Origin of the sequence: Streptomyces stoeckheimensis, assembly GCF_045822005.1 — a bacterium.
Classification (GTDB): domain Bacteria; phylum Actinomycetota; class Actinomycetes; order Streptomycetales; family Streptomycetaceae; genus Streptomyces; species Streptomyces stoeckheimensis.
Genome location: NZ_CP169552.1, coordinates 108,293 through 128,983, shown reverse-complemented (window position 1 = coordinate 128,983; position 20,691 = coordinate 108,293). Strand labels below are relative to the sequence as shown.

The 20,691-nt window shown below is 74.2% G+C and carries 20 protein-coding genes; 9 read left to right on the top strand and 11 right to left on the bottom strand.

Translation table 11 applies throughout. The features are described from left to right. Positions 1 to 6 precede the first annotated feature (6 nt). The gene (locus ACE1OC_RS42230; protein WP_407841974.1) at positions 7 to 258 is read left to right on the top strand and encodes an acyl-CoA carboxylase subunit epsilon; all 252 of its coding nucleotides are present in this window, start codon (positions 7 to 9) and stop codon (positions 256 to 258) included. Between the two features lie 12 nt (positions 259 to 270). Here ACE1OC_RS42230 and ACE1OC_RS42225 read toward each other — a convergent pair whose 3' ends face one another. The 4 genes from ACE1OC_RS42225 to ACE1OC_RS42210 all read right to left on the bottom strand — a co-directional run bounded on the left by ACE1OC_RS42225 (position 271) and on the right by ACE1OC_RS42210 (position 4,500). Then, positions 271 to 1,050, bottom strand: coding sequence for a sensor histidine kinase (locus ACE1OC_RS42225; protein WP_407841973.1), 780 nt, complete (start codon positions 1,048 to 1,050; stop codon positions 271 to 273). Then, positions 1,047 to 1,823: a response regulator transcription factor gene (locus tag ACE1OC_RS42220; protein ID WP_407841972.1), complete on the bottom strand. Its 777-nt coding sequence runs from the start codon at positions 1,821 to 1,823 to the stop codon at positions 1,047 to 1,049. Before ACE1OC_RS42220 ends, ACE1OC_RS42225 begins: the two co-directional genes overlap by 4 nt. 107 nt (positions 1,824 to 1,930) lie before the next feature. Further along, positions 1,931 to 3,307, bottom strand: coding sequence for a TfuA-like protein (locus ACE1OC_RS42215; protein ID WP_407841971.1), 1,377 nt, complete (start codon positions 3,305 to 3,307; stop codon positions 1,931 to 1,933). Then, positions 3,304 to 4,500 carry a YcaO-like family protein gene (locus tag ACE1OC_RS42210; RefSeq protein ID WP_407841970.1) on the bottom strand — a complete coding sequence of 399 codons (1,197 nt, stop codon included), beginning with the start codon at positions 4,498 to 4,500 and terminating at the stop codon, positions 3,304 to 3,306. Before ACE1OC_RS42210 ends, ACE1OC_RS42215 begins: the two co-directional genes overlap by 4 nt. A gap of 270 nt (positions 4,501 to 4,770) precedes the next feature. Between ACE1OC_RS42210 and ACE1OC_RS42205 the strand changes: the two genes are divergently transcribed. Continuing rightward, on the top strand, positions 4,771 to 5,403 hold the full coding sequence (locus ACE1OC_RS42205) for a hypothetical protein (protein ID WP_407841969.1): 633 nt from the start codon (positions 4,771 to 4,773) through the stop codon (positions 5,401 to 5,403). 7 nt (positions 5,404 to 5,410) lie between these two features. On the opposite strand, the gene ACE1OC_RS42200 is transcribed toward ACE1OC_RS42205, so the two are convergent. From ACE1OC_RS42200 to ACE1OC_RS42185, 4 genes are all read right to left on the bottom strand, one after another. Continuing rightward, the gene (locus tag ACE1OC_RS42200; protein ID WP_250745316.1) at positions 5,411 to 6,019 is read right to left on the bottom strand and encodes a response regulator transcription factor; all 609 of its coding nucleotides are present in this window, start codon (positions 6,017 to 6,019) and stop codon (positions 5,411 to 5,413) included. 45 nt (positions 6,020 to 6,064) lie between these two features. After that, a complete protein-coding gene (locus ACE1OC_RS42195) occupies positions 6,065 to 7,300 on the bottom strand; it encodes a sensor histidine kinase (RefSeq protein ID WP_407841968.1) in 1,236 nt (411 codons plus the stop codon). 202 nt (positions 7,301 to 7,502) lie between these two features. Then, positions 7,503 to 9,779, bottom strand: coding sequence for a TOMM precursor leader peptide-binding protein (locus ACE1OC_RS42190; protein WP_407841967.1), 2,277 nt, complete (start codon positions 9,777 to 9,779; stop codon positions 7,503 to 7,505). After that, complete coding sequence (locus ACE1OC_RS42185; protein ID WP_407841966.1) at positions 9,776 to 10,048, bottom strand: hypothetical protein; 273 nt, start codon at positions 10,046 to 10,048, stop codon at positions 9,776 to 9,778. The genes ACE1OC_RS42190 and ACE1OC_RS42185 overlap by 4 nt, the downstream gene beginning before the upstream one ends. A gap of 238 nt (positions 10,049 to 10,286) precedes the next feature. Here ACE1OC_RS42185 and ACE1OC_RS42180 point away from each other — a divergent pair, with 238 nt between their 5' ends. Continuing rightward, positions 10,287 to 11,114 carry an AfsR/SARP family transcriptional regulator gene (locus tag ACE1OC_RS42180; RefSeq protein WP_407841965.1) on the top strand — a complete coding sequence of 276 codons (828 nt, stop codon included), beginning with the start codon at positions 10,287 to 10,289 and terminating at the stop codon, positions 11,112 to 11,114. A gap of 178 nt (positions 11,115 to 11,292) precedes the next feature. On the opposite strand, the gene ACE1OC_RS42175 is transcribed toward ACE1OC_RS42180, so the two are convergent. Beyond that, entirely contained in the window at positions 11,293 to 12,147 is an 855-nt protein-coding gene (locus tag ACE1OC_RS42175) for an aminotransferase class IV (protein WP_407841964.1), read from the bottom strand. Then, positions 12,144 to 14,309: an aminodeoxychorismate synthase component I gene (gene pabB, locus ACE1OC_RS42170; RefSeq protein ID WP_407841963.1), complete on the bottom strand. Its 2,166-nt coding sequence runs from the start codon at positions 14,307 to 14,309 to the stop codon at positions 12,144 to 12,146. The genes ACE1OC_RS42175 and pabB overlap by 4 nt, the downstream gene beginning before the upstream one ends. Before the next feature lie 461 nt (positions 14,310 to 14,770). Here pabB and ACE1OC_RS42165 point away from each other — a divergent pair, with 461 nt between their 5' ends. Further along, the gene (locus ACE1OC_RS42165; protein WP_407842055.1) at positions 14,771 to 16,234 is read left to right on the top strand and encodes a class I adenylate-forming enzyme family protein; all 1,464 of its coding nucleotides are present in this window, start codon (positions 14,771 to 14,773) and stop codon (positions 16,232 to 16,234) included. An 86-nt stretch (positions 16,235 to 16,320) separates the two neighbouring features. Here the strand turns inward: ACE1OC_RS42165 and ACE1OC_RS42160 are convergent, their stop codons facing one another. Beyond that, positions 16,321 to 16,968, bottom strand: coding sequence for a 4'-phosphopantetheinyl transferase family protein (locus tag ACE1OC_RS42160; RefSeq protein ID WP_407841962.1), 648 nt, complete (start codon positions 16,966 to 16,968; stop codon positions 16,321 to 16,323). Between the two features lie 81 nt (positions 16,969 to 17,049). Between ACE1OC_RS42160 and ACE1OC_RS42155 the strand changes: the two genes are divergently transcribed. Genes ACE1OC_RS42155 through ACE1OC_RS42135 form a run of 5 tightly spaced genes read left to right on the top strand, consistent with a single transcriptional unit; the run spans position 17,050 to position 20,666 of the window. Beyond that, entirely contained in the window at positions 17,050 to 17,322 is a 273-nt protein-coding gene (locus ACE1OC_RS42155) for an acyl carrier protein (RefSeq protein ID WP_407841961.1), read from the top strand. Continuing rightward, positions 17,319 to 17,576, top strand: coding sequence for an acyl carrier protein (locus ACE1OC_RS42150; RefSeq protein ID WP_407841960.1), 258 nt, complete (start codon positions 17,319 to 17,321; stop codon positions 17,574 to 17,576). The genes ACE1OC_RS42155 and ACE1OC_RS42150 overlap by 4 nt, the downstream gene beginning before the upstream one ends. A gap of 47 nt (positions 17,577 to 17,623) precedes the next feature. Next, the gene (locus ACE1OC_RS42145) at positions 17,624 to 18,754 is read left to right on the top strand and encodes a beta-ketoacyl-[acyl-carrier-protein] synthase family protein (protein WP_407842054.1); all 1,131 of its coding nucleotides are present in this window, start codon (positions 17,624 to 17,626) and stop codon (positions 18,752 to 18,754) included. Then, positions 18,751 to 19,404 (top strand): hypothetical protein, encoded by a 654-nt coding sequence (locus tag ACE1OC_RS42140; RefSeq protein ID WP_407841959.1) that lies wholly within the window; start codon positions 18,751 to 18,753, stop codon positions 19,402 to 19,404. The genes ACE1OC_RS42145 and ACE1OC_RS42140 overlap by 4 nt, the downstream gene beginning before the upstream one ends. Next, the gene (locus tag ACE1OC_RS42135) at positions 19,401 to 20,666 is read left to right on the top strand and encodes a beta-ketoacyl-[acyl-carrier-protein] synthase family protein (RefSeq protein WP_382978040.1); all 1,266 of its coding nucleotides are present in this window, start codon (positions 19,401 to 19,403) and stop codon (positions 20,664 to 20,666) included. The genes ACE1OC_RS42140 and ACE1OC_RS42135 overlap by 4 nt, the downstream gene beginning before the upstream one ends. The last annotated feature ends 25 nt before the right edge of the window (positions 20,667 to 20,691 follow it).

The following is a 20,691-nucleotide window of genomic DNA, read 5'->3' as shown; positions in this document are numbered from 1 at the left end:
CCGGAGATGACCGAGGTACGCGACGCGGTACACGAGAAGCACGCACCGTTCCTGGTGCGGGTGGAGAAGGGCAGCGCGAGCCCGGAGGAAGTCGCCGCGCTCACCGCCGTCCTGCTGGCCAGGGCCGCGGAACCGGGTCCCGTGGCGGACCACGGCCCGTTGCGGCGGACGGCGGCCCGCTGGCGCCGCCCCGAACGGGGCGGCGGCTTCGACGGACCCCGTACGTGGCAGGCCCGCACGCACGAGCCGAACGCCTGACGGCCCCGCGGCCTACGAGGTCGTGCGGACCAGCGGCGAGGCCCGCGCGGCGGGGGCCGGAGCCTGCGGCGGGCCGGTGGGCGCGGGGGTGTCCGCGGGCAGGACGGCCCTCGCGCGCAGGCCGGAAAGGCCCGTGCGCAGACCGAGTTCGAGGCGGCCTCCCGAGGCGCCGAGCAGGGCGGCGGCGATCGTCAGTCCGAGGCCGCTGCCCCGGCCGCCGCGGCCCGCACGGCCGCGCCAGAAGGGTTCGCAGGCGTGGGCGATCTCCTCGCGCGTCATCCCCGGGCCCTCGTCGCAGACGTCCACGGCCACCTCGCCGGGGGCGTCGCGGCCCACCGACACCCGTACGGTCCCGCCCGGCGGGGAGACCTTGAGCGCGTTGTCCAGCAGGACGTCGAGGGTCTGCTCCAGCGTGCCGGGCTGCTGGACGAGGGAGGCCCGCTCTCCGATGATCTCCAGGTGCGTGCCGCCGGCCCGCGCCGCGGCGGACCATGCCTCCACGCGCAGCCCGGCGACGGCGAGGGCGTCCGCGGTCTCGGCCCGGGCCACGGCGTGCTCCACCGCGCCCCAGGCCAGTACCTGTTCCAGGACCTCGGAGAGCCGCGCCACTTCGCGCAGGATGGCCGCCACCTCCCGGCCCGGGGCGGGATCGGCCGCGTCGAGGTAGCGGTCCTGGAGGAGTTCGAGGCGCAGGCGTACGGAGGACAGCGGGCCGCGCATCTGGTGGGCGGCGGCCACCACGACCGTGGGCGGCTCCGGCTCCCACCCCGGAGGCGCGTTCACCGCGTTCATGACGCCCGCGGCTGCGGGACGGTCAGCCGGTAGCCGACGCCCCGGGCCGCCTCGATCCAGTCGTTGCTGCCGAGCTTGCCGCGCAGGGAGCCCACGTGGACGTCCAGCGTGCGGGTGGAACCGAACCAGTTCTCGTCCCAGACCCGCGCCATGATGTCCTGGCGTTCCATGACCGTGCCGGGTTCCTCCAGCAGCATGGTCAGCAGCTCGAACTCCTTGCGGGTGATGCGTACTTCCGTGCCGTCCAGGTACACCTTGCGGGCGCGCCGGTCCAGGCTGAGCGGGCCCGCCCGCAGGATGCCGGCGGCCGGGTGTGCCTGTTCGTGCGCTGGTTCGTGTGCCTGTTCGTGTGCGCCTACGGGATCGGGCCCGGGCTCCGGTTCGTTCGCGGCGGCCGCGTCGTGGTGCCGGGGGCAGTCGCCGGAGCGCCGGATGACGGCCTGGATGCGCGCCATCAGCTCGTAGCGGCCGAAGGGCTTGGCCACGAAGTCGTCGGCGCCCATGTGCAGGGCCATCACGCGGTCCAGTTCGCCGGCGCGGCCGCTCAGCGCGATGACGGGGACGCAGGAGCGCTCCCGGATCCGCCGGCAGACCTCGTGACCCTCGAGATCGGGCAGGCCGAGGTCGAGCAGGACCAGGGAGGCGTCGTCCAGGTGCTCCAGGGCCGCGGCGCCGGTGCCGGTGCGGCACGTGGCGTAGCCGTGCACGGTCAGCGCCTGTTCCAGGGCCTCGGCGACTCCGTCGTCGTCCTCGACGATCAGTACGTTCCTCATCGGTGCCTCCCGGTCCGGTCCGCTGCCCGCGAGTGGACCCCACTTCGGGACAGTACCGCCGCCGGAAGGCCTCGGACGGGGCGCGAGAGCGGGCCGAGAGCGGGGCGCTAGCGGGCCTCCACCTGGGCTGACGCCGCGCGCAGGGGCATGAACCGGCGGGCGGTCTCCTCCGCCTCGGCCAGGGAGGCGAAGCCCCGGTCGCGGGCCGCCGCTTCCAGGGCCGCCGGGCTGCCGGAACCCCAGATCTCCCGCAGGTGCCCGCGGACTTCGCTCACCGGGATCCGCCGGGCGGTGCCCCCCGGTCCGCTCGCCGCGGCGGACTCGCCCAGCCGGTCGATGGCGGCGACGGCGTTCGTGCTCGCCGCCCACACCGCGTCCGCACGGCGCAGCTCCTCGGGCACCCCGTGGAAGGGGGCGTCTCCCGGTGCGCTGCGGAAGGAGCGGACGAGCAGGGTGAGCAGCCGGTGCCAAGGGGTTCCGGAGCGCCGCTCGCCGGGGGTCAGCCAGTGCTCCCACGCCTGGGCGGGGAGCAGGTCCGCGGTGATGCCCGCCCGTGCGGCGGACTCCAGCGCGCAGGTCTCCAGCTCCGATTCCCCCGTCGGCAGCAGGTGCCCGGCGATCCGGTGCAGGGTGAAGCCCCGGTAGCGGGCGGGGAAGTCGGGTGCGTAGAGCTGCTGGAAGCGGAGCACGTCGAGCTCCCGGACGGCCGGGTGGCGCGAGGCTCCCGGTGTGGGCCGGAACGTGCCGCGCCATTGCGCGCGACGGCTCGTGGGCGTGAGGAACCAGGCGGGTACGGGCAGGGGATCCGGTGCGGGCGGCGCGGCGGAGGCGGGTGCTTCCTGGGCCAGCCAGGACAGGGCAAGCAGGGAGTCCACGCGCTGCAGATCGGTGGTGGAGCGGGTCCGCCGGGCGTACGCGCGCAGGGCTGCCGCGGCCTCGCCGGTCGCCTTCGCGTGCTCGCCGGCCAGCCTGAGCAGCGCGGGCCAGCAGCGCTCGGCGGAGTGCATCGAGGCGGCGAGGTCGAGGAGGGTGTCGCCGGTGGCGGGGTCGAGGATCCGGTCGGTGACGGCGTTGGCGACCGTCCAGCGCAGGGTGACCAGCGCGACGGTGGGGTGCCCGTGGGTGTGCGTGGGCCGGTGTGCGGCGACCTCGGCGTCGCCGTCCAGGGTGCCCTGGACGAACATGCCGAAGACGAGGCCGATGCCGCGCATGCCGTACGGCCACAACTCCGCGGCGCGCAGGGCGCCGAACCCGGCGGCGCCGACGACCCGGGTGCCGTCGGCGAGGAGGTCGAGGATCTCCTCGTGGGACACCGGGGTGCCGTGGCACTGGACGCCGTCGAGGAGGACGACGGTGTCCCCGGGCCCGGCGGCGAGGGCGAGCAGGTCGCCGTGGCGGGCCGGAGGGTGGAGGACCGACCCGGGGTACGCGGTGCGGACCTCGTCGGCGCCGAGGGCGGCTCCGACGAACACGTGGGTGGTCATCGGCGCTCCCCGGGCAGCCGTACGGGGCCGGCGCCGGCGGCGGGGCCGGTGAGGCCCGCGGCGACGACCTTGACGACGCGGACGTCGGTTTCGGTGCTGAGGTCCACGGCCACGGGCCGGTGGCCGGTCACCGCGGTGACCAGGCCGGCGAGCCAGCGCATCTCGTCGGTGTCCTCGGCGAACTCGGCGAACTCGGCGGCGTGGGCGGCGGCTTCCCGCCAGTCGAGGACCCGCCCCGCGGGCGTCCCGGCGGTGCGGGCGGCGCGCGGCGGCGTCGCGCGGGCCCGGGCGGCCGTGGCCGGGCCGTCGCCCACCAGGGCGCGCAGCCGGTCGCGGGCGGCGCCGGTCAGCGCGCGGCCGAGGGCGATGCTGGGGGCGCTGTGCACACCGACGGCGGTGACGGGCACGGGGAAGGACTTCGACCACAGGCCCACCGAGAAGCAGGGCAGCGCCCAGCGGTTGGCGCGGCGGGTGAGGGTGACCCGGACTCCGGCGGCGGCGAGGCGGGCGAGCACCTCGGCGCAGAGCGGGTCGTCCACCCCGGCCGGGTCGACGGGACCGGTGGCGTCGGGGCCGGCCGGGGCGAGGGAGGCCGGGGCCGGGGCGACGGCCGGGGCGACGGCGCAGTCCTGCTCGATCAGCTTGTAGAGCGCGTGGACCACGGTCTCCTCGTAGCTGTTGCCGCCGGCCAGTCCGCCGGCCGTGGTGCGCAGCAGCGGGGGCCGCCACTCGGTGCCGGTCTCCTCGCCCGCGGTGACACAGGCCCGGGGGGCGGGTACGGGAGCGCCGGTGACCAGGTCGGCGGCGATGACCCAGTCCAGCGGGGTGTGTTCGCTCAGCAGGCTGCCGGGCGGCAGGGGCAGGGCCCGTACGTCGTAGGGCAGGGCGAGTTCGCGCGCGGGTGTGCGCAGCACTTCGGCGGGCGGGCAGGCGTACTCGGCGTGCCAGAGCTCCACAGACTCCATGACGGCGGAGATCCGGGCGAGCAGGGGGGTGGCTCCGCGGCCGTAGGCGAGCGGTCGGGTCCGGGCGGCGGGCCGGATCGCGGCGACGACCGGGATGCCGAGGGTGTCGAGGCCGGTGACATCGGCGATCCGGGTGATCCCGAAGGAATCGCGGAGCTCGTCGAGGCGGGCCCAGGTCTCCTCGGGGTGGCGGACCCGGTGTGTCCCGGCGAAGTGCACCTTCTTCACGCGTCGTCCTCCCCTGCCCCGTCCCGGAGGCCGTCGGGTCGCCGTGTTCCCGGCTCTTTGTCCACCAGCGTGCGCGAGCGACGGCCAGGCGACGGACAAGGGAACGGCAGAAGTTCGGCACGGCCGGTGAAAACCCTTCCCACCGGGGCGCACGAGGGGGCGACGGGGGTCGGCGGGGGCCCGTGCGGAAGCCGGTTCCATCGCCGCTCTAGCGGCGTGTGCCGACAATGCACCGGTTATGCCGTGCACGGAGCAGGAGGGGAGCCGCCGATGTCCCAGCGAGAGCGCGGCCGGCAGGTGACGGTCGTCGAGCGGATGACCACGACCGGGGATCCCTCCTCGTTCGAGCGGGCACTCGTCGACTACGCGCGCCACCGGGAGTCCGCCAAGGGATTCGAGGCGCTCGTGACGGCCGCCTGCCCGGACCGGCCCGGCAGCTACGTCCACCTCGACCAGTGGAGCACCCTGGACCGGCTGCTCCAGGCCTCGCACGAGGCCGGTCACGAGGACGGGCCGTCGCCGGTACGGCACCCCGGGCTCGGTCCGGGAACCACCTCCACCAGCGAACTGATGGTCACCGTCGGGCGGATGACGGTCGGGGGCGAGCTCTCGGACGCCGCCCACGTCGTGCTGGTCCGGGCCGTGCTCGACGGCCCGCCGAAGCAGTTCGAGCTCGACTTCGGCGCCCTGGTCGCGCAGTGCGTGTCGGACAGCGGTTTCGGCGGCAGCGATCTGCTCCGCTCGGCCGCCGATCCCCGGGTCTACCTGGGCGTGCTGTGGTGGCTGGACGCCGAGGCCTGTGCCCGGGTGCGCGCCGGCGACGGCTACCGCAGCCGGCTGGCGGGGCTGTCCGCCGCCGCGGAGGTCGGCGAGGAACCGACCCGGGTCCTGCGCGTGGCCTGAGCCGTGGTTACGGGATCCAGCCCGCCTCCTCCGCGATGCGGATGGCGTCGATCCGGTTGCGGGCGTTGAGCTTGTCCACGATGGCCGTCAGGTAGTTCCGTACCGTGCCCTCGCTCAGGAAGAGCTGCTCGGCGATCTCACCGGCGTCGGCGCCCCGGGCTGCCAGCCGGAGCACCTGCGTCTCGCGCGGGGATATCGGATTGTCCAGGGCCTCCCAGGCGCTGAGGGCGAGATCGGGATCGATCACCCGCTGTCCGTTGGCCACGGCCCGTACGGCCTGGGCGAGCCGGGCCGGCGGGGAGTCCTTGAGCAGGAACCCCGAGACGCGGGCGGCCATCGCCCGGCGCAGGGTGCCGGGCCTGCCGAGGCTGGTGAGGATCAGCGTGCGGCAGGCGGGCAGGCGTTCGCGCAGTTCGGCGGCCGCGGTCAGCCCGTCCATCCCGGGCAGGTCGATGTCGATGATCGCGACGTCGGGGCGCGATTCGAGCGCGGAGGCCACGATGAGGTCACCGCGGTCCACGGAGGCCACCACCTGGAAGTCGGGTTCCAGTTCGAGTAATGCGATGAGTGCGCCGCGGACCATGTGGACGTCCTCGGCAAGAAGCAGCGACAGCATGGTTGTTCCCCCGTATACCCCTCGTGCCGGTCGGCTCGCGCCGCTTCAGCCGGCTCGACGTTCCAGTGCCGCGACGGACGCTCTTCCTGCGCTCCCGTCGTACCCGCATCCTTGTGGGCCGACGCTGTCCGGGGGGTCGGGGGCGACCGGTCTCATCGGCGCCCTCGCCGTCACCCGGAACCGGCCCTGCGGTGCGATGCCCGCGGTCAGCGTCCCGCCGATCGCGGTGAGCCTCGTGTCCAGGTTGCCCAGCCCGCTGCCCCGGTCCGCGGGGTCCGCGAGCCCGACGGCCACCACCCCGTCGTTCTCCATCACCAGCTCCACCGTCTCCCCGTCGACCGCCGCCCTGATGGTGCAGGACTGCACCTTGCTGTGCCTGAGCATGTTGGTGACGCCCTCGCGAAGGGCGGTCGCCAGCACGGTGTCCACCAGCGGGTGGAGCCGCCCGCAGTCGATGTCGACCTTCGCCTCCACTCCCGCCGAGGCCATCACGTCGGCCACCGAGACGGCCTCCGCCGCCAGCGACATGTCGCGGTATCCGCGGGCGACCGCCCGTACGTCGACGAGGGCCTGGCGGGACACCCCGAGGACGGAGACGACCTCTTCGCGTGCCCGCTCCGGGTTGTTGACGACGACCCGCTGGATCAGCTCGCACTTCAGCGAGATGGCCGAGAGGCTGTAGCCCAGGAGGTCGTGCAGGTCCCGGGCGAACCTCAGGCGTTCCTGGATGACGGCCATCCGCGCCATCTCCGCACGGGTCTGGTGCACTTCGTTGACCAGGTCGGTCAGCCGGGTGAGGCCGTACACCACCAGTCCGGTCAGCGCGGTGGAGATGGTCGAGTACGCGAGGTCCAGCACGTTGCCGCCCTGGCCCACCGCCCACCACAGCACGACGCCCGAGATGGCCGCGAAGGAGGGCCAGGCGATCCTGGGCGGTGCGAGCAGCAGGACCGAGGCGCTCAGGGGTCCCGCCACGCTGCCCCACAGCACGTTCAGCCAGACCAGGGGTAAGAAGGTCAGGAACAACTGCACGCCCAGGGCCGCGCACTTGCGGCCGGTGGACCAGCGCCGGGCCTTGGGCGAGGTGAGGACCAGCTGGAGGCCGTAGAGGAGCATGACCGCCGTCGCGCAGACGAAGAGTTCGCGCCGCTGGTCGCGCAGTGCGTATTCGACGTTGAGCAGGGTGACGACTGCGTACCCGGACAGGACGGTGACCACGATGCCCTGCGCGAGGCGCGGGGCCAGGACGTCGGTGACGCGGCCGCGCTTGTCCGGATTCAAGCTTTCCGCTTGCTCGGTTCCCTGAGCTAGGTCGTTGTCCGCAGTCCGGAAACGGCCCGTCATATGCTCACTCCTCGGTAGGGAAAACGAGAGGGTCCGAGTCCGCACTATATGCCGAGCCCGCCGGAGATCGGAGAGGTAGCAGAGAGCTGATCTACAAGGGGATCCGGAAGGGCATCCGGAAGGGCATCCACACGTACAACTACAAGGGCAGCGGAACCCCGTTGAGTTCACGGAATGCGGTGGGAGTATTCCGCTGGCCGAGACGCACCGGTACGTCGAAAAGGCGTCCCGGGGCGAACCTGGCGTAAAACGGCCGCAGTCCGGGCACGAGCGTCTTGACCACGGGTATGCCCACGTCAGGCCGGGTCTGGTCGAGGACCAGCAGCTCCATCCCGTGCGACTCCAGCAGGGTACGCAGGTGCGTGACGTCGTCGAGGAGGTCCGCGTTGCGTCCGGCGTACCGCCAGGACGCGGGGGTCCGCCCGGTCTGCCCCGGGTCCGCGAAGAGCTGCGGCTGTCCGGGCAGGGCCGTACCGGAACCGCCGGGGGCCGGCAGCATCTGCACCATCTCGGTGACCGCCCTGCGCAGCGCGAGCCGCGGGTCGAGGTGGGCTCCGAACCCGTAGACGAACTCCTCCCCGGGGCCGCCGGTGCGCCGGGAGACGGCCGCCACGACCGGGATTCCGAGGTCGGAGGTGAGGTCGAGGGTCCAGACCTGGTGGCCGGCCCGGTCGAGCGCCGATCTGGTGGCCGCCAGCCAGGGTTCGTCGAAGGAGTCGAGGTCGAGGCCTGGCAGGCTCAGCCGGTTGTACCACCACAGCGCCACGGCGTCCCGCTCGACGAGTTCGAGCACGCCCTGGACCACCGCGTCCTCGAGACTGCCGCCCGCGGCGTTGCCGTTGGAGTCGGCCCACAGGCCGTCCCGGGAGGCGCCCGTGCCCGTGTCGAAGTACAGGGTGGAGGTGGGCAGCATCCGGTGGGCGCCGGCGGTGAGCGACCACACGGGGGTCCACTCGGTCTCGGCGGCGGGGTCGAAGGGGCGGCTCACCCGGTGGAAGGGCGGCTGCAGGGCGTTCCAGCGCGCCCGGTCGGCGTACTGCCGCTCGTCGAACAGCTGGTACGTGTTGGGGTGGACGGCCGCGGCGCCCAGCCCGGCCATCGACTCGCGGATGACCAGCTCGTCTCCCTGGCGGGCGGCGCTGTACCGTTCCGCCGCCTCGCACAGCGCGCTCGCCCGGGCCTCGGTGGCGGTCGCCCCCTTGCCTCCGCTGCGGGCCCGCAGGACCTGGTGGACCCCGGCCAGCGAGTGCCCGCGCAGGGCTAGGTTGTGACCGGAGTCGTAGGCGTGCAGTCCGTCGGGCAGTCCCGGGACCGGGCGGACGTTCGTCACGATGCCGGTGACCGGGCTGATCAGATGGCGGTTCTCGATGAGGATGCCCTCGGCGCAGACGGCCCGGTCGTTGCTGCCGGTGCCCTCCGCCTTCGGCCGGGAGGCCAGGGCGAGGGGCCGCGCCGTCCGGCGGGCGACCAGCGAGGGGTCCCCGCAGTCGAGGCACTGCGGGCGGCGCAGCACGGTGTGGTGGGCGGTGCTCAGGTTGAGGCTGTCCAGGACGCACACCGACCGCTGCTCCGGGTAGCGCAGTCCCGCGAGCCACTTCGACAGTTCCAGTACGGCGCACTGCAGTCCGAGGGACCGTACGGCGGAGAGCGTCGGGGCGGGTCGCGGCGCCGGCCCGTCCAGGCCCAGGGCGCGCTGTACGGGGAGTTCCCCGGCGCGGTGCTCGGAGAGCCGGTGGGCCAGGCAGGACCAGCAGGGTCCGTCGGGGCCGTCGGGTCCGTCGGTGGCCGGCGAGAAGAACGGGCCGGTCCAAGGGTCGGCTCCGAACGGCCTGGCCAGCAGCCAGGTCCGGCCCTGGCGGCGCAGCCGCCGGGAGACGGACCTCAGCCCGGGGTCCAGGTAGTCCGCGCACACCACCAGGGCCAGCGGGGCGTCGGCGTCCTCCTCCACGGCGTTGAGCCCGGAGGCGGCGCAGGCGGCGCGGACCTCGGCGGCGTTCACCCCGCCGACCGGGATCACGGCGACCGGCGCCGTGCGGACCTCGGCCGTCGCCTCGTACCCGTCGAGGCCCGCCCGGTCCCAGTAGGCCTGGGCCAGGGCGGTGTCCCCGCCGGCCGGGTCGGCGCCCGCCGGTTCGGCGCCGCCGTGCCGGTACCCGACCAGATTGGCCTGCGCGAGGCTCCGCAGCGCCCGGCCCACCTCGGCGACCGGCATGGTCGCCGAGGCGGCCCTGAGTAAGGCGTCCAGGGTGTGGCTGCCGTCGAGCAGCGGGACCAGGCTCTCGATGCCGGCGCCGCGCAGGACGGTCACGCCCTGGTCGGAGAGGACGAACGCGGCCTCGCCCGGGACCGCTTCGGCCCGCACGTGGCGCTTGAAGGCCACGAAGGGGCCCGCCTGGTGCTCCCGCGGGGGCGTCACGCCGCGACCCGGAGGTCGGCCTGGTCGGTCAGGTTGCCGCCGGTGCAGGTGCTGCACCGCAGGCAGATCGACATCGGACCGGTGACGGCGGCGCTCAGATCGTCGATGGAGAGGGTCGCGCCGGACGTCCAGTCCACTCCCTGGGCTTCGAGTCCGAACTCCAGCAGAACCCCGGCCGGGTCGGCGTCGAAGCGCTGTCCGAGCTTCGGTTCCAGAGCGGTACGGGCGGCGAGTTCCGCGAAACGGAAAAGTTCCTGGGCCACGTTCATGACTTCCCCCTGAAACGAACGGTGCTGCACTGGTGTCCTGTTGGGACGAGAGTCTGGAGGGGGACCTCACAGCACCGGCAGTGCCACGTTCACCGGCCGCGTATGACATTTTCATGATTCACCTCGTGCGCACCTCACTGGGCCGCCGGAGGCCTCGGCTGCGACGCTGTTCGCCTGACTCCAAAGGGGTCGTCGCACACCGTCCGGCATCCGCGGCCCGATGAGGGAGAGCGCACAGATGGAGATCAAAGTACTCGGGTCGCTCACTGCCCAGGAGCGCGGCGTCTCGGTGGTTCCGACCGCTACGAAGCCCCGGCAACTGCTGGCCCTGCTCGCCCTGCACGCCGGCCGGGTCGTCACCGTGCCGACGCTGATGGAGGAGATCTGGGGCGAGGACATCCCCCGCAGCGCCACCACGACGCTGCAGACGTACATCCTCCAGCTGCGCCGGAAGATCGGCACCGCCCTGGAGCGGGACCCGGCGCTCGACGCCAAGGAGGTCCTCGTCACCCGGTTCGGCGGCTACCTGCTCCAGGTTCCCGCGGGCCAGGTCGACGCCCACGAGTTCGAGCGGCTCGCGGGGCAGGGCCGGGCGGCCTACGACATCGGCGACTACCGTGCCGCGTCCGACCTGCTCGGCCGCTCGCTCGCGCTGTGGCAGGGGCCGGCGCTGGTCGACGTACGCGCGGGATCGATCCTCGAACTCGAGGTGCTCCAGCTCAACGAGGAGCGCACGGCCGCCCTGGAGCGGCGCATCGAGGCCGACATCCGGCTCGGGCGCTGCGCCGAGGTGATCCCCGAACTGCGGGTGCTGGCGGCCCGCCATCCCCTCCACGAGGGCTTCTGCGGGCAGCTGATGCGCGCCCTGCACCGCTCGGGCGGGGGCTGGCGCGCGCTGGAGGCCTACCAGAAGCTGCGGGCCTCGCTCGTACGCGAACTGGGGCTGGAGCCGTCCGCTCCGCTCCAGCAGCTGCACCAGGCCGTGCTCTCCGGCGATCTGGCCCGGACCGATCCGGCCGGCTCGACGATCCCGCGCCGGCTCCAGCCGATCGCGGCCGCCGAATAACGGCGAAACCGAATTCCCGGTCGGCTCCAAGTGGAAATGCAATGCGGAGCCCGCACCGATTGGTGCGGTCCTTTCCCCGGAATGGCGCCCGGCATCTGCGCCCGGCATGTGCGCGCTCCGGCGGAAACCGCCGCCGCCGCCCTGGTCGGGCAGCGGCGGCGGTTCGCCGTGGCGGGGTTCACGCCGGGAGCGGGGTCCGCTGTCCGTCCAGCCAGTTCTGCCACGCAGCGGCGTGCAGCGGATCGCCGGCCGGGAGGGACCCGCCCGTCCAGGCGGTGACGGGGCGCAGGCCGTGGAGGGCGTTGACCACCCAGACCTCGCGGCCGGCCAGCGCGGAGAGCCTGCGCCGGACGGGCCGTACGGTCACTCCCGTGCGCGCCGCCCGGTCGAGCAGCAGCGAGGCGGTGACCCCGGGGAGCACCGGGAGCTCGGCGGGCGGATGGCACAGGACGTCCTCCTCCCACCACAGGAGCGAGGAGTTGGCCGCTTCGAGCACCACTGCGTCCGCGGTGACCAGGAGCGCCTCGTCGGCGTCCGCGGCCGTGGCCCTGGAGCGGACTTCGGCCAGGGCGCCCAGGTCCGGCCCCTTGTGACGGGGCGTCCGGCGCGGGTCGCAGACCGCCAGTCCCCAGACCCTGGCCGTCGTGGTGCGCGCGGGCGCGGGGCGCAGCCGGTACAGCAGCCGGTGGCCACCGGGCAGGACCGTGTCCGGGGACGCGTCCGGGGACACGGTTTCCAGCTCCACGCGCGGGAACCAGTGGCCGGCCGCCCGGGGCAGCAGGGCCGCCATCGCGGTCCAGAAGGTGTCCAGGAGTGCGACGGGCACGCCGGCGGTCTCGGTGCAGGTGGCGGTGAAGCGGCTGCGGTGCCGGTCCAGGGCGCGGACCCGGCCGTCGTCGACCAGCCAGGAGTCCGCGGCGAGGAGCGTGCCCGGGGCGTCCGTCACGGGGACCTCGCGCAGGGCTCCGTGACGGGTGAGCGCAAAGAGGCGGTCGGCGCGGCCCGGCACGGTGGGCGGGGTCGGCCCGGTCAACGGGACACCGGGGGCTCTGCGGATGCCGCCGCGTCGCGGCCGGGGAAGCCCCTGCCGAGGAGGCGGAGCAGCGGGGTCGTCTTGGTGATGGTCTCCTCGTACTCGTCGGCGGGGTCGGAGAGCGCGACGATGGCGCCGCCGACTCCGTAGCGGATGCCCTCCTCCGTCACGACGGCGGTGCGGATGACGATGCTGAGGTCGGCGCCGCCGCACAGGGAGAAGTAGCCGATCGCTCCGGAGTACACGCCGCGCGGGCCCTCCTCCAGTTCGTCGATGATCTGCATGGTGCGGATCTTGGGGGCGCCCGTCATCGAACCGCCCGGGAACGCGGTGCGCACGCACTCCACGGCGCTCACTCCGGGGCGCATGGTGGCCCGTACGGTGCTGACGAGCTGGTGCACCGTGGCGAAGGTCTCCACGTCGAACAGCTTGGGCACGTGGACCGAGCCGACCTCCGCGCACCGGCCGAGGTCGTTGCGGACCAGGTCGACGATCATCAGGTTCTCGGAGCGGTCCTTCTCGTTGGTCCGCAGGTCCACGCGCAGCGCCTCGTCCTCCTCCGCGGTGGCGCCGCGCGGCCGGGTGCCCTTGATCGGCTTGGACTCGGCCAGCCCCTCGGCGGTGACGCGCAGGAACCGTTCCGGCGAGGTGCTGAGGACGGCGAGGTCCTCGAAGAGGAGCAGCGAGGCGAACGGCGCCGGGCTGGTGCGGCGCAGGAACCGGTACCCCTCCCAGGGGTCCACCTTCGCTTCGCTGTGCAGCTCGTTGGTGAGGCAGACCTCGTAGGTCTCGCCGGCGGCGATGTCCTCCTGGCTGCGCCGGATGCGGTCCAGGTAGGCGTCCCGGTCGTGGCGCAGGCTCAGATCGCCGGCGTCCACGGGCTGCGCGGACACGTCGGCGTCCGCGGTCCGTCCGGCGAGGGCGCGCAGCCGTCCGGCGGTGGTGTGCAGCCACGCGCGGGCGGAGGCGTCGTGGGCGAGCGCCTCGGCGTCGGATCCGGGGTCCGCGGGGGCCAGGGCGAGCAGGTGCGTGGTGCCGGTCAGGTGGTCGAAGGCCAGGGCGCGGGCGGCGAACACCATCGTGGCGTCGGGCTGCTTCGAGCGGTGGACGACCGGGCCGGCCCCGCACTGCGCCTTCAGTTCGTACCCGAGGTACCCGACCCAGCCGAGGGCGAAGTTGCAGGGGTTCTCGGCCCGGTCGGGCAGGTCCACCTCCAGGGACTTCAAGTCCTCGTCGATCCAGTCGAAGAAGGGGCGCTGCACGACCTGCGCGCTGCGGACGCCGTCCCGCTCGGACACGACGGTGACCGTGCCGGCCGCCACGTCGGCCGTGGCCACGCGGGCCAGGTCGCCGGAGGCGTCGCCCATGATCGAGAAGCGGCCCGTGGCGCCGTCGCTGCGGCTGCTGTCGAGCCAGAAGGCGTGGTTCCCGCCGCGCAGCAGCTCGTCGAAGACGATCTCCGGGTCCCATGCGGTGGGCAGCCGCTCGGTGAGGACGCGCAGGTGCCGGCTCGGGGCGGGGCGGGCGGGCGCGGCGGCGGGTGCGGCCGGTGCGAGGGGTCGCGCGCCGGGGTGCTCCTGCTGCCAGCGGGTGGTGAGCTCGCGGAAGTTGCGCATCATCAGCAGTCCGTGCTCGCTGCTGATGGATTCCGGGTGGAACTGCACGCCCCACAGGGGGCGTTCGCGGTGGCGCAGGCCCATGAGGATGCCGCCCGGCGCCCACGCGGTGGCCTCGAAGACGTCCTCGGGCAGGTCGGCCACGGTGAGGGAGTGGTAGCGCACGACGTCGAAGGGCGAGGGGATCCCGGCGAAGAGGTCCGTCCCGGAGTGCTCCACGGGGGAGACCCGTCCGTGCCGGGGTTCGGGGGCCCGCCGGACGGTGCCGCCGCCGAGGTGGGCTATGCCCTGGTGGCCGAGGCAGACGCCGAGGACCGGGCGGTCCGCCGCGCGGACGATCTCGGTGCAGACGCCGAAGTCCTCCGGGCGTTCGGGGGTGCCGGGTCCGGGAGACAGGACGACGTTGTCGAACTCCTCCAGATGGCTGATTCTCCACCCCGGCTCATCGTTGCGGATGACGACGGGCTCCTGCCCGTTGGCCTCCGCCAGGAGGTGGAACAGATTGAAGGTGAAGGAGTCGTAATTATCCACCAGGAGAGTGCGCATGCTCACCTCACGAGGTCATGGAGGGACGGATTCGACAGCCGGATCCGATAGAAAGATCTGATGACTGAATTCCGGACGGACTACGCAGCCCGGGAAAGATCGCCTCGATGGCCTCCCGGATAAACCGGCGCCGCGCGCAGGCGCTACAGCCGGTCAATGGATACCCGACCCTGAGCTCCCGATTCCCCGCCAGGGAAATCTGGGAATGAATGATCTCCCCGTTCAACACGGGCAGACCCTACAGGGAGTCCCTGTTCAGTCAAACATTTCCCGCACCGCGAACCCGGCCCCGCAAGGCAACCCGGCAGTAGGAATTCGCAATTCCGCAAGAATGCTGTCGCGCTTTGCATATGACGCTTGACAGTCCCTGAGGGGTCGTTTCTATTATGCGGAACTGCTGAGCCAGTCAGGGCGAATCAGCAGCACAACGGGGCAGTGCAACGGGGAGATGTTTGTTCGTGATCAGCGATTTCGGGGGCCCCGGGCCCGGGACGACCGATCCGCAGCAGCACGACGGAAGCTGGGTCGACGAGCTGCTCCTGCACGCCGGCCACGACGACGCCGAGCCTGCGGTGCACATCGGCGAACGGCTGGATCGCGCCGGTCTGCGCCGCGAGGTCGTGGCCCGCCACACCGAGCTGGCGGAGGCCGGACTGCGCCGCGGCGGATCGGTCGCGCTCCAGCTGCCCCCGTCGCTCGCGCTGCTCACCCACCTGCTGGCCGCCTGGCGGACCGGGGCCCAGGTGATCCTGCTCGACCACCGGCTGACCGCCCACGAGAGCGACCGGGCGCTGCAGCGGACGGCCCCTCAGTTCCTCGTCCGGCCGGCCGGGCCGGTGCGCCTCGGCGTGCTGCGCGGCTTCCACACGGTCGACGCCGTGGCCGAGCCGTACCCCGAGGGGCGTCCCGCCGCGAGCGGGCACGCGCTCGTCCAGCTCAGCTCCGGTTCCACCGGCCCCTCCAAGGTGATCGGGCGCACGGCCGCGGACCTCGTCGCCGAGGTCCACCGCTACACCCTGATCCCCGGTATGCCCGGGCCGGGCGACCGCATCGTGGTCCTCAACTCCCTCATCCACGCGATGGGGTTGATGGCGGGGGTGCTGCACAGCCTGCACGCGGGCGTCGAGATCGTGCTGCCGGAGCGGATGAGCGCCGACGGCATCCTCGCCGCCGTGGCCGCGCGGACCGCGCCGACCGTGATCACGGGCGTGCCGTTCCACGCGCAGCTGCTGGCCTCGGTCTCCGCTCCCCCGCCGCTGCCGCACCTGGTCGGGGCGATATCCGCCGGCGAGTCGGTGCGGCCCGGGGTCTCCGAGGCCTTCGCCGCGCGGTACTCCGTACCGCTGGGCGAGGTGTACGGGATGACGGAGACGGGCGTCATCGCGGCCGACCTGTCCGGGGCCTCCCGGCCGGCCACGGGGCGCACCGCTCCGGGCATCGAGGCGAAGGTGGTGGACGGGGAGCTCCTCGTACGGCGGCCCGTCAGCCCGTACCTCGGTCCGGCCGGTCCGGACCGCTGGGCGGACGGCTGGCTGCGCACCCGCGACGCCGCGACGCTCGACCCGGAGACCGGGCTGCTCGCCGTCGTGGGCCGGCTGGACTCCCAGGTGTCGGTCGGCGGGCTCAAGGTCGACCTCACCGAGGTCGAGTGGACCCTGTCCGAACTGCCCGGCGTCCGCGAGGCGGTGGTGGTCCACGACGGGGCCATCGAGGCCTACGCGGTCCTCGACGAGCAGGTCACGGCGCGGGCCGTGGAGGGCCTGCTCGCCGAGCGGGTGGCCGGCTTCAAGCTGCCGCGCCGCATCCACGCGCTGACCGCCCTGCCCCGGACGACCACCGGAAAGCCGGTACGCGATCCGGCCGCGCTGCGGGCCGCCGCGCAGCGGTCTGCCGCGGTGCCGGCCGCCGCCGTGGAACGGGTGTGAGCCCGGTGATGTGGAGCGGGAACGCCGTCGCGCCGCGCAGAGACTCGGCAGCACCGCGCGGGAACACCGTTGTGCTGCGCGGGAGTTCAGCCGTCCACCTGGGTGACCGACACCGGGGCGCCCTCGGTGCCCGGGCCGCCCGCCACGCACAGCACGTAGCCCTCCGGGCCGCCGGGGACGGCGCTGGTCAGGCCCGCGCCCGGGAAGATCTCCCGCAGGGTCACCGGACGCCCGGCGGGCTCCGGCGGCAGGCCGGAGGCGGGCAGCGGAACCGGCCGCAGCCGGCCTCCGCCGGCCAGCCCGGTGCCGACCGCCTTGCCCAGTGCCTCCTTGTGCGTCCAGACCCACAGCAGGGCGCGGGCCCGCAGGGCGGGTGCATGGCCTTCGATCCAGCGGACGTCCTCCTCGGCGAACCAGCGCCGGGCGAGGGCCACCGCCGGAAGCTCGCGGGCCGGCTCCACGTCCACGCCCACGTCCCCGCCGGTGCAGACCGCGACCGCGGTCAGACCGCGGGTGTGGCTCACGCTCACGTTCACCCGCACCGGCGGCCTCGACCCGCGGTCCGCGGCGCCGGGCCGTGACACCACGTACGGCCGTCCGCCCGGTTCCCGGGCCACGGCCAGGCCCTCGGGCCCGATGCCCAGCACCGCCGCCGCGGCCCGCCGCAGCAGCGCGTGCGCGTGCTTGCGCTGGTCACCGACCGGGACCGCGAGCCACACCTCAACCCGGGACACCGACACCGACACCCCCACTCGTCCCCGGTGCCCAGACACGTCCTGAACACACATACGAACACTGATACAAGGAGCCAGTTCATGAGCACCCCTGTGCGCGCCTTCGTAGTGAACACCCTCGAAACCATGAACCTCGACACGGCCGGGGTCACGGACGCCACCCCCATCGGCGACGACGGCCTGGAGCTGGAGTCGCTCACCACCGCCGAACTCGTCATGCAGGTCGAGGAGGAGTACGGGGTCAAGTTCTCCGACGAGGACGTCGAGGCCCTGCAGACCCTGACCATCGGCGAGTTCGTCGCCCAGGTCGAGCAGCGCCGGACCCAGGTCACGGCCCAGGCTGGCTCGGCGTGAGCGGCCGGTCCCCCGCCCCCGGCCGTCCGGAGGTGATCGCCCTGCTGGCCCAGCACGACGAGTGCGCCCCGGGCGACGTGGGCGACCGGATCGACTCCCTGCAGCTGGCCTGGCTGGTGCACGTGGTCGAGGAGCGGTACGGCATCCGGATCGACCTCGACGAGGAGCTGGAGGCCATGGACACGGTCGACGGCGCCGTCGCGGTGCTGGCCGGCGCCCTGGCCGCCCCCGTGCCGGGCGGGAGCGGTTCGTGACCGGGGCGGACCGGGCGGACCGGGCCGACCGGACGGACCGGGCCGACCTGGCGGACCGGACGGTCGTCATCACCGGGCTCGGCGTCACCAGCGCCTTCGGCCGCGGCGAAGAGGCCCTCGGGCGGGGACTGGCCGCCTCCCGGGCGGCGTTCGGACCGGTCGGGCGGTTCGCCACGGACCGGTACCGCACGGGTGTCGCCGCCGTACTGCCGGGCTCGCCCGACCTGGACGAGGAGCTGCGCCGGGTCGTGGAGGAGGCCTGCGAGCAGGCCGGACTGTCGCCGGCGGAGCGGGCGCAGGCTCCGCTCCTGCTGGGCCGGCACGCCGATCCGGCCGTGGCCCGCGGGCCGCTGGCCGTCCAGGGCAAGTCGGCGATCTCGGACACCGCGGCCGCCCTGGCGCGGGCCTGCGGGCTGCTCGGCGCGGCCCGGACCTACACCAACGCCTGTGTCGCGGCCAGTACGGCGGTCTCCGAGGCGGCCGTACGGATCCGCACCGGCCGGGAGGACCGCGTGGTCGTCTCCGCGGGCTACCTCGTGGACGAGGACAACTTCGCGCTGTTCTCCGCCGGCCGGGCGCTCTCCCCGGACGGCGTCCTGCGCTCCTTCAGCGCCGGCCGGAAGGGCCTGCTGCTCGGTGACGGCGTCGGCGCGGTGGTCCTGGAGTCCGCGCAGGCCGCCGCCGCGCGCGGTGCCCGGCCGCTCGCCGTGCTGTCCGGCTGGGGCCTGGCCGGCGACGCCCACCACGTGTGCCGGCCGCACCCCGAGGGCCTGGGGATGGCGCGGGCCATCGGCGCCGCGCTGGACCGGGCCGGGCTGGCGCCCGCGGACATCGGCTACGTCAACGCCCACGGCACCGGCACGCCCGCCAACGACTCCTCGGAGAGCGCCGCCCTGCGCCTCGCCCTCGGAGACGCGGTCGACGGCATCCCGGTGAGCTCCACGAAGTCCCTGCACGGGCACTCCCTGGAGGCGTCCGGAATGCTCGAACTCGCCGTCACCCTGCTGGTCCTGCGCAGCGGGGAACTCCCCGTGAACGCGAACCACTCGGGGCCCGACGACGACTGCCGCCTGGACCTGGTCCTCGGCTCGCCCCGCCGGGTCTCCCCCCGGCACGTCCTCAGCCTGAACGCCGCTTTCGGCGGGGCCAACACCGCATTGGTGGTGAGCGCGCCATGACCACGTCCCCGCCCCTGTCCCCCACCCGTTCCACCCTCCCCGCGGCTGCCGTGGAGGTCCTCGCGGAGGGCGTCTGGCCCGCCCCGGGCGACCCCGAGCTGCCGGTGCCGCTGGCCGGTTTCGCCGTCTCCTCCTTCAGCCCGATGGCCTCGGCCGCCGCGGACCGCTGCCTGGAGCAGGTGTACGGGGCTCCGGGCGCGGCGGAGCCCGGAGCGGAGCCGGCCGGTCCCGGCGCGCGGGACCTCGTACGACGGGCCGGACGCACGGCGATCGTGCTGGCCTCCCGGGGCGGCGACCTGGAGACGCACACGGCGACCGCGGTCGCGGTGGACGCCGGTCGGCCCGCGGCGCCCCTGCTGTTCTTCCAGTCCGTGCCCAACGCGGTGGTCGGCCACATCGCCAAGCGCTGGGGGCTCGCCGGTCCGGTGATCTGCTTCAGCCCCGACGCGGCGACCGCCGATCCGCTGGGCGAGGCCCTGGACGTCACCCGCTTCCTGGTCGACGGGGGCGACGCCGCGGAGGCGCTGCTGCTGCTCGTGGAACAGGCCGGCCCGGACGGCGCGCCCGCGAACGCCCGCGCCCTGCTCGTACGGCCCGCGGCGCCGGATGCCGCAGCGGACGCCGCGCCGTTCGCCGGGGAGGAGTCGTGAGGAGCGGGCTCCGGGAGCAGTACGACGTCTGGGTCACCGGGATCGGACTGGTCACCCCGCTCGGGATCGGCGTACCGGCCTTCGTGGACGGGCTCGCGGCCCAGCGCTCCGGGCTGCGCCGGCTGGAGGGCGAGGCCTGGGCCGCGACCGGCGCCGACGTGGCCGGGGTGGCCCCCGAGATCTCCGCCCTGGACCTGCTGCCGCGCACCGAGGCGCGCTCGGTCGACCGGTTCGTGCTCATGGCGCTGGCCGCCGCCGACGAGGCGCTCGGCGACGCCAAGCTGACGGTGGGCCAGGACGTGGCGGCGGACCGGGTGGCGGTGGTGGTCTCCACCGGCGCCGGCGGGCTCGCGACGTACGAGGAGCAGGCCGTGGCCCGCGCCTCGCGGGGCCGGGCCGCGGTCAGCCCGTACCTCCTTCCCGGCATGCTGCCCAACATGGCGGCGGCCCGTATCGCCATCCGCCACGGCGTCCGCGGGCTCAGCAGCTCCATCGCCACGGCCTGTGCGGCGGGGGCGATGTCGGTGGCCGAGGGTCTGCGGCTGATCCGCGAGGGCACCGCGGACGTGGTGATCTGCGGGGGCACCGACACCGCGCTCGCCCCTTCCGTGGCCACCTCCTTCGGCAACGCCCGCGCGCTGGCACGCGCCGGGACGGGCGATCCGGCCGCGGCCAGCCGCCCGTTCGACCTGGACCGGAGCGGTTTCGTCCTCGCCGAGGGCGCCGGGATCCTCGTCCTGGAGCGGGCCGCCCACGCCCGCGCCCGCTCGGCGCACGCCTACGGGCGGGTCCTGGGCTGGGGCGCGACCAGCGACGCCCACCACCCGACCTCGCCCCGGCCCGACGGCGAGGGCGCGGCGGACGCCATGCGGCGCGCGCTGGCGGACGCGGGGCTGGCCCCCCGGGACATCGGCTACGTCAACGCCCACGGGACCGGCACCAAGGTGGGCGACCTGGCCGAGGCGCGGGCCGTCCGCTCGGTGTTCGGCGAGGACGGGCCGCCGGTCAGCTCGGTCAAGGGCGCCATCGGCCACCTCCTGGGCGCGGCGGGCGCGGTGGAGGCGGCGGCGACCGTACTCGCCCTGCACCACCGGAGCCTGCCGGCGACGGCCAACCTCGACCGGCCGGACCCTGCCTGCGCACTCGACCACGTCCGCGGCGCGCCCCGCGCGGCGGCGCCCGAGGCGGCGGTGTCCAACTCCTTCGCCTTCGGCGGCCACAACGTGAGCCTCGTGCTCGGCAGGGCCCCGGAGGCGGTCTGACCACGGCAGCACCCGGCACCGCAGC